The organism is Lawsonibacter sp. (genome assembly GCF_022777125.1).
Lineage (GTDB): Bacteria > Bacillota > Clostridia > Oscillospirales > Oscillospiraceae > Lawsonibacter_A > Lawsonibacter_A hominis.
On record NZ_JALFGV010000164.1, the window covers coordinates 1 to 7,382 of the forward strand.

The window sequence follows — 7,382 nt, forward strand, 5'->3', positions numbered from 1 at the left end:
GAGGCGGCGGCGGCCCTGGCGGCCTGTGCGGTGCTGGGGATCGGGTCGTGACGGCCTGCATGCGCAAGCGAGCCGCCGCGTAAGCGGCGTACAAGCGTTTTGGCAGGGCCAAAACCTTGCCGCAGGCGGGATTCACTCCCGCCGAGGATGCAAAAGGATCGGGGACCCGCGAAACGCCTGCGTTTCGTGGGCGCGTCACGACCCCTGTATCGTGCCGCGGGCGGTGCCGGTGATCGAGGCGGCGGCGGCCCTGGCGGCCTGTGCGGTGCTGGGGCTATAAGGGCGTTTTTGAAACGGGAACGAGGAGAGAGGCACATGACCGAATTGGAAGGATACCGCAGGCAGATCGACGCGATCGACGCCCAGCTGGTAGAGCTGTTCCTGCGCCGGATGGAGGTGACCGGCGCGGTGGGACGGTATAAGCAGGAGCGGGGCCTGCCGGTACTGGACGCGGAGCGGGAGAGGCGGGTGATCGCAGGCAAGACGGAGCAGATCGGCGACACGGCCCGCCGGGCGGATGTGGCGGCCCTGTACGAGACCATCATGGGCCGTTCCCGCCGCCAGCAGCGCCAGCTGGTGCGGGAGGCTGCGGCGCCGGGCGTGACGGCCTGCGCCGCAGCCATGGCCTGTGCCCGGCAGCCGGTGGAGCACCCGCGGGTAGCCTATCAGGGAGAGCCGGGCTGCTACAGCGAGGAGGCCGCCGCAGGCCTGTTCGGGCCGGAGGTGGACAGCATGGGTCTGCCCTGGTTTGAAGAGGTGTTCCTCGCCCTGCGGGACGGCAGGGCGGATTATGCGGTGCTGCCCATCGAAAACAGCTCCACCGGCTCCATCCGGCAGGTGTACGACCTGCTTGCCCAATATGAGTACTACATTGTGGGGGAGTGGCAGGTAAAGGTGGAGCACTGCCTGACGGCCCTGCCCGGCGTGAAGCTGGAGGAGCTTTGCACGGTCTATTCCCACGAGCAGGGGCTGATGCAGTGCGAGGCGTTTTTGGACGCCCACCGGGACTGGAAGCGAGTGCCCGCCCTGGACACCGCCGGTTCCGCCAAACAGGTGGCCGAGACCGGAGACCGCACCGCCGCCGCCATTTGCTCCCGCCGGGCCGCGCGGCGCTACGGGCTGGAGATCCTGGCCGAGGGGATCAACTACAACCGCGAGAACTATACCCGCTTTGTGCTGGTCTCCCCGGTGATGGAGCTGCGGGCGGGGCGGGATACGATCAGCGCCCTGTTCCGCCTGCCCCACCAAAGCGGCTCCCTCCATGAAATCCTGACGGTCTTCTCCGTTCAGGGGCTCAATCTGGAGAAGCTGGAATCCCGGCCCATCCCAGGCCGCGGCTGGGAGTACCTGTTCTTTCTGGAATTCTCCGGCGACCTGGCCGCCCCCGGCATGGACGGGGTGCTCCAGGAGCTGGGACAGCTGTCCTCCCAGTTCCGGGTGCTGGGCAACTTCAGGGGGTACCGGCCATGAAAAACGTGGTTTTGATCGGTATGATGGGCTGCGGAAAATCCTCCGTGGGCCGCGTGCTGGCCCAGCGGCTGGGTATGGGCTTTGCGGACACCGACCAGTGCATTGAGGCGGCCCTGGGCCGGTCCATCCCAGAGATCTTCGCCACGGAAGGGGAGGCCTTTTTCCGGGATTGGGAGCTGGGGGTGGCCGAGGAGCTGGCCCGGAAGGAAAATCTGGTGATCGCCTGCGGCGGCGGGCTGCCGACCCGGCCGGACGCCATCGCATCCCTCAAATACAGCGGTACCGTGATCTTCCTGGACCGGGACGGGGAAGACATCTACGACCATGTGAGCATGGACCACCGCCCCCTGGGACAGGCGGGGCGGGAAGCCTTTTTGGAGCGCTGCCGCCAGCGGGAGCCGGTCTACCGGCAGTGGGCGGAGCATATCATACCAAGCCGCGCCACCGCCCAGGAGACGGCGCAGGCGGTACTGGAGGCGTTGCAGTTATGAAATTCCTCATCCTCAACGGACCCAACCTGAACCTGCTGGGCAGGCGGGAGCCGGGGATCTACGGCCAGAACAGCTATGAGGCCCTGTGCGCGCGGCTGCGGGACTTTGCCGCCGCCCACGCGTCCACGGCCGACTGCGTCCAGTCCAACCATGAAGGGGTGCTGATCGACGCCATCCATGCCGCCGACGGGGTCTACGACGCCATCGTCATGAACCCGGGGGCCTATACCCATTACAGCTATGCCATTCTGGACGCCCTCAAGGCGGTAAACGTGCCCTGTATGGAGGTGCATATCTCCAACGTCCACCAGCGGGAGGCGTTCCGGCATACCTCAGTCACGGCCCCGGCCTGTGTGGGACAGATCTGCGGTCTGGGGCTTTTCGGTTACGAGTGCGCCATGTCCTACTTCCTTTCCAGGGAAACGCCGGACAGCGGACCTGCCTTGTAAGACGTCTGGAACGGGAGGAAGCCATGAAAAAAGCAGCGCTGCCCCGGATCGGCATGCGTATGATCAAGACCGCCGTGGCCGTCATGCTGTCCTACGGGGTATTCGCCCTGTTTGGACTGGAATACCGGGAGGAATTGGGCGGAATGCTGGGGCACATGGGGCCCCTGTATGCCTGTATCGCCTGCATCGTCTGCACCCAGAGCAGCTTGGGGCAGACCTTCCGGCAGGGGGTCTCCCGCTTTATCGGCGTGGCGGTGGGCGGCGTGCTGGGCGCGGCCACGCTGCTGCTGGGCGGCGCGCTGGAGTCGCCCTGGGTCCTGGCGCCGGTGCTGGCGGTGATCTGCCTGGCGGGACTGTGGTTCTGCCTGCTGATCAAACGGCCCGCCGCCTGCCCGATGGCCTGTATCGTGCCCTGTGTCATCCTCTTGACCGGGGTCACCGGCGCCGATCGCTACTATTATGCCGCCGCCCGTATCCTTGAGACCGTGGCGGGAGTGGGCGTGGCCTTCCTGGTCAACGCCGCGCTGCCCGACCACAGGCGGGAAAGCGCTGAGGAGGGACCGGAAGCAATGGAAGTGAAGCTGGAAAACACCACAAAAAAACTGTGCGTCATCGGCGATCCGGTGGAACACTCCAAGTCGCCCCGGATCCAGAACGCCATGCTTGCCGCGCTGGGACTGGATTACGTGTACCTGTGCCAGCCGGTACCGCGGGGGACGTGCGGGCGGTGGCTGGAGTGCGCCAAGTTTGCCGGATATGCCGGCTTCAATGCCACCATGCCGCACAAGGAGGAGCTTCTGCCGCTGATGGACGAGCTGGATGAAGACGCCCGCCTCATCGGGGCGGTCAACACAGTCTGCCTGCGGGATGGGAAGGCGTATGGCTACAACACGGACGGCGCGGGCTTTCTGCGGGCGCTGGCGGACGAGAACATCACCGTGGAGGGACGGAGGGTTCTGGTGCTGGGGGCCGGCGGCGCCGCCAGGGCGGTGTGCCTCAAGCTGGCCCAGGCGGGGGCGGACGTGACGGTCTGCAACCGGACGGTGGACAAGGCGGCCGCCCTCTGCGCCCGGATGCCGGAGCGGCTGCACCCGGCGGGCTTTGACCGGGATACCCTGCATCGGGCGGCGGCGGAGTGCGCTCTGCTGGTCAACTGCACCAGCCTGGGCATGGCGGGCGCCGGAGGAAGGTTTGAGGATCTCTCCTTCCTGGACGCCCTGGCCCCGGAGACGCCCGTGTGCGACCTGATCTACGCTCCGGCGGAGACCGAACTGCTCCGCCAGGCCCGGGAGCGGGGCCACCGGACCATGAACGGCATGGGCCTGCTGGTGCATCAGGCGGTGCTCGCACTGGAGCGCTTCACCGGCGTCCCGATCGACGCGGCGGCCATGAGGGCACGCCTGATTCCTGTTTTGTCCGAAAAAACATGAATAAATAGCAAAAAGCCCTTGACACCAAGGGCTTTTTGCTATATCATAATCAAGCGCCTGTTTGGGCGCAGTCTGCGATGATGCGGGAGATTGCTCAGAAATGAGGTAACTTCCGCGGAGTATGTCCGAGCTAGAATCGGGCGGCTGAGAGTCTGTGCACGGCGTATATCGCCGCGCGTGGATAAAACCGGCCTGCTTGCGCCGGTTTTCTTCATGTCACGGAGTGATACGCACGGAAACGTGTACAGAAGTTCTCACCGTACGAAGCGAGGAAAGACACCCCGCGCCGCGCCGCGTGGACCCGGCAAAGCGCACACCACTTCGTATGTTTTAAGGAGGAACAAACCATGGCAGCTCAAAAAGAAATGATCCGTATCCGCCTGAAGGCCTATGATCATCAGCTGATCGACCAGTCCGCCGAGAAGATCGTGGAGACCGCCAAGCGCACCGGCGCGTCCGTGTCCGGCCCCATCCCCCTGCCCACCAAGAAAGAGGTCGTGACCATCCTGCGCGCCGTCCATAAGTATAAGGACTCCCGCGAGCAGTTCGAGCGCCGCACCCACAAGCGCCTGATCGACATTCTCAAGCCCTCCCCCAAGACCGTGGAGGCCCTGATGAGCCTGGACCTTCCCGCCGGCGTGGAGATCGAGATCAAGCTCTGATTTCCTGACGGATCTTCTCGACCAGAATCAAAGCCCGGCGAAGCGGGTTTGATTTGGACACGAGAAGCAAGGCAGCGCAGTGAGGGTTTCCCCGCGCCTGGGGAAACCGGAAGGAAGCGGGCTTTGTGACGAAGTGAGTACCGCAGTCCGCCGCGTTTTGAGGCGGACGGGTCAAGTTGAAAAACCAATGGGAGCCAATGCCCACGTTTTTCAACCAATAACCTTTACTATAAGGAGGAAAACACATGGAAAAGGCCATTATCGGCAAGAAGGTCGGCATGACGCAGATCTTCGACGACGCCGGCAAGGTCATCCCGGTCACCGTCATCGAGGCGGGCCCCTGCACCGTGGTGCAGAAGAAGACCGCGGAAAAGGACGGCTACAACGCCGTGCAGCTGGGCTACGAGGACGTGGCCGAGAAGAAGCTCACCAAGCCTGAGCTGGGCCATTTGAAAAAGGCGGGCGAGGCGCGCAAGAAGACGCTGAAAGAGTTCAAGCTGAACAACTGCGACGCGCTCAACGTGGGCGACGAGGTCAAGGCCGACGTATTCGCCGAGGGCGACCGCGTGGACGTGACCGGCATCAGCAAGGGTAAGGGCTACCAGGGCGTCATCAAGCGCTGGGGCGCTCACCGCCTGAAGGAGAGCCACGGTACCGGCCCCGTGCACCGTCACGCCGGTTCCATGGGCTCCAGCACCGACCCCTCCCGCATCTTCAAGGGCAAGATCGGCGCCGGTCAGATGGGCAACGAACAGGTCACCGTTCTGAACCTGGACGTGGTCAAGGTCGACCCCGAGCTGGGCGTCATCGCGGTGCGGGGCGCCATTCCCGGCCCCAAGGGCGGCCTGGTGTACCTGCGCAACAGCGTGATCAACGTGAAGGAGAAGGGCGCCGCGGCCGCTGCCAGCGTCAACCCGCAGAAGGCTTCCGCCCGCGTCAATCCCCAGAAGGCTTCGGCCCGTAACAAGTAAGAGAGGAGAGAAACCAAATGCCTAAAGCAACTGTCGTTGATATGACCGGCAAGAAGGTCGGCGAGGTGGAGCTCTCCGAGGCCGTCTTCGGGATCGAGCCCAACCAGACCGTCGTTCATGACGTGGTCAAGAACCACCTGGCAAACTGCCGTCAGGGCACTCAGTCCGCCCTGACCCGCGCCGAGGTGTCCGGCGGCGGCCGCAAGCCCTGGCGCCAGAAGGGTACCGGCCACGCCCGCCAGGGCAGCACCCGCGCGCCCCAGTGGACCCACGGCGGTATCGTCTTCGCCCCCAAGCCCCGGGATTACAGCTATACCCTGAACAAAAAGGTCAAGCGCCTGGCGCTTAAGTCCGCCCTGTCCGCCAAGGCCCAGGAGGGCAACGTGATCGTGGTGGACGGCCTGGGTATGGACGAGATCAAGACCAAGACCTTCCAGGGCTTCCTGAACGCGGTGCAGTCCAAGAAGGCCGTCGTGGTCACCGAGTGCCCCAAGGTCGTCAAGTCCGCCCGGAACATCCCCGGCGTGGTGACCACCAGCGCCAAGATCCTGAGCGTTTACGACATCGTCAACGCCAACCAGTTCATCGTTGACAAGGCGGCTCTGGCCGTCATCGAGGAGGTGTTTGCGTAATGGCTACCACCGCTTATGATATCATTAAGCGCCCCATCATCACCGAACAGTCCATGGCCGAGACCGAGGGCAAGAAGTACACCTTCGAGGTGGCCAAGTCCGCGAACAAGATCGAGATCGCCAAGGCCGTCGAGGAGATCTTCGGCGTTAAGGTCGCCAAGGTCAACACCCTGAACATGCAGGGCAAGGAGAAACGCACCGGCCGTTACCCCGCCGGCCGCCGGCCCTCCTGGAAGAAGGCCATGGTCACCCTCACCGAGGATTCCAAGACCATCGAGTTCTTCGAAGGCATGGTGTAAGGAGGATAACGAACAATGGCTATTAAAACTTATAAGCCCACGACGCCCTCCCGCCGCCACATGACGGTGAGCGCCTTCGAGGGCATCGACAAGAAGGCCAAGCCCGAGCGCAGCCTGACTGAGAATCTGAAGAAGAACGCCGGGCGCAACAGCTACGGCCGCATTACCGTGCGTCACCGCGGCGGCGGCAATAAGAAGAAATACCGCATTATCGACTTCAAGCGCGATAAAGAGGGCAAGGCCACGGTCATCAACCTCCAGTACGACCCCAACCGCTCCGCCAACATCGCCCTGATCGAGTATGAGGACGGCGAGCGCCGCTATATCCTGGCGCCCGTTGGCCTGAAGGCCGGCCACATCATCATGACCGGCCCCGACGCCGACATCCTGCCCGGCAACTGTCTGCCCATCAGCAAGATCCCTGTGGGCGAGCTGCTGCACTGCATCGAGCTCTACCCCGGCAAGGGGGCCCAGCTGGTCCGCGCCGCCGGTGTGGCCGCGCAGCTGATGGCCAAGGAGAACGGCATGGCCCAGGTCCGCCTTCCCTCCGGCGAGGTGCGCTACGTCCGCGAGGAGTGCAAGGCCACCATCGGCCAGGTGGGCAACACCGACCACGGCAACGTCCAGATCGGCAAGGCCGGCCGCAAGCGCCACATGGGCTGGCGGCCCACCGTCCGCGGCTCCGTCATGAACCCCAACGACCACCCCCACGGCGGCGGCGAGGGCAAGAGCCCGGTCGGCCGTCCCGGCCCGGTCACTCCCTGGGGCAAGCCGGCCCTGGGCTACAAGACCCGCAAGACGAAGAGCCGTACCGAGAAGTTCATCGTCAAGCATCGCAACAGCAAGTAAGGAGGTAGTAAAACATGTCTAGAAGCATCAAGAAAGGCCCGTTTTGCGCCCCCGAGCTGCTCAAGCGGGTCGATGAAATGAACAAGAACGGCGAGAAGAAGGTCCTCAAGACCTGGAGCCGCGCCTCCA

Annotated in this window: 10 protein-coding genes; all 10 read left to right on the forward strand. The window is 64.2% G+C overall.

Annotated features, from left to right (window positions below; translation table 11 throughout):
- Positions 1-315 precede the first annotated feature (315 nt).
- Positions 316-1,470, forward strand: coding sequence for a bifunctional chorismate mutase/prephenate dehydratase (locus tag MR825_RS13535; RefSeq protein WP_287881179.1), 1,155 nt, complete (start codon positions 316-318; stop codon positions 1,468-1,470).
- On the forward strand, positions 1,467-1,961 hold the full coding sequence (locus MR825_RS13540) for a shikimate kinase (protein WP_186907525.1): 495 nt from the start codon (positions 1,467-1,469) through the stop codon (positions 1,959-1,961). Before MR825_RS13535 ends, MR825_RS13540 begins: the two co-directional genes overlap by 4 nt.
- Complete coding sequence (aroQ, locus tag MR825_RS13545) at positions 1,958-2,410, forward strand: type II 3-dehydroquinate dehydratase (RefSeq protein ID WP_186907526.1); 453 nt, start codon at positions 1,958-1,960, stop codon at positions 2,408-2,410. Before MR825_RS13540 ends, aroQ begins: the two co-directional genes overlap by 4 nt.
- A gap of 23 nt (positions 2,411-2,433) precedes the next feature.
- The gene (gene aroE / locus MR825_RS13550) at positions 2,434-3,840 is read left to right on the forward strand and encodes a shikimate dehydrogenase (protein WP_256176185.1); all 1,407 of its coding nucleotides are present in this window, start codon (positions 2,434-2,436) and stop codon (positions 3,838-3,840) included.
- A 347-nt stretch (positions 3,841-4,187) separates the two neighbouring features.
- Positions 4,188-4,502 (forward strand): 30S ribosomal protein S10, encoded by a 315-nt coding sequence (gene rpsJ / locus MR825_RS13555; protein WP_186907528.1) that lies wholly within the window; start codon positions 4,188-4,190, stop codon positions 4,500-4,502.
- Between the two features lie 245 nt (positions 4,503-4,747).
- On the forward strand, positions 4,748-5,473 hold the full coding sequence (rplC, locus tag MR825_RS13560) for a 50S ribosomal protein L3 (RefSeq protein ID WP_256176186.1): 726 nt from the start codon (positions 4,748-4,750) through the stop codon (positions 5,471-5,473).
- Between the two features lie 17 nt (positions 5,474-5,490).
- Positions 5,491-6,105 (forward strand): 50S ribosomal protein L4, encoded by a 615-nt coding sequence (gene rplD, locus MR825_RS13565; protein WP_186907530.1) that lies wholly within the window; start codon positions 5,491-5,493, stop codon positions 6,103-6,105.
- Entirely contained in the window at positions 6,105-6,404 is a 300-nt protein-coding gene (rplW, locus tag MR825_RS13570) for a 50S ribosomal protein L23 (RefSeq protein ID WP_186907531.1), read from the forward strand. Before rplD ends, rplW begins: the two co-directional genes overlap by 1 nt.
- Positions 6,405-6,419: 15 nt before the next feature.
- The gene (gene rplB / locus MR825_RS13575) at positions 6,420-7,253 is read left to right on the forward strand and encodes a 50S ribosomal protein L2 (protein WP_287881183.1); all 834 of its coding nucleotides are present in this window, start codon (positions 6,420-6,422) and stop codon (positions 7,251-7,253) included.
- Between the two features lie 14 nt (positions 7,254-7,267).
- The coding region (locus MR825_RS13580) for a ribosomal protein S19 family protein (protein WP_287881185.1) at positions 7,268-7,382 on the forward strand (115 nt) is incomplete at its 3' end.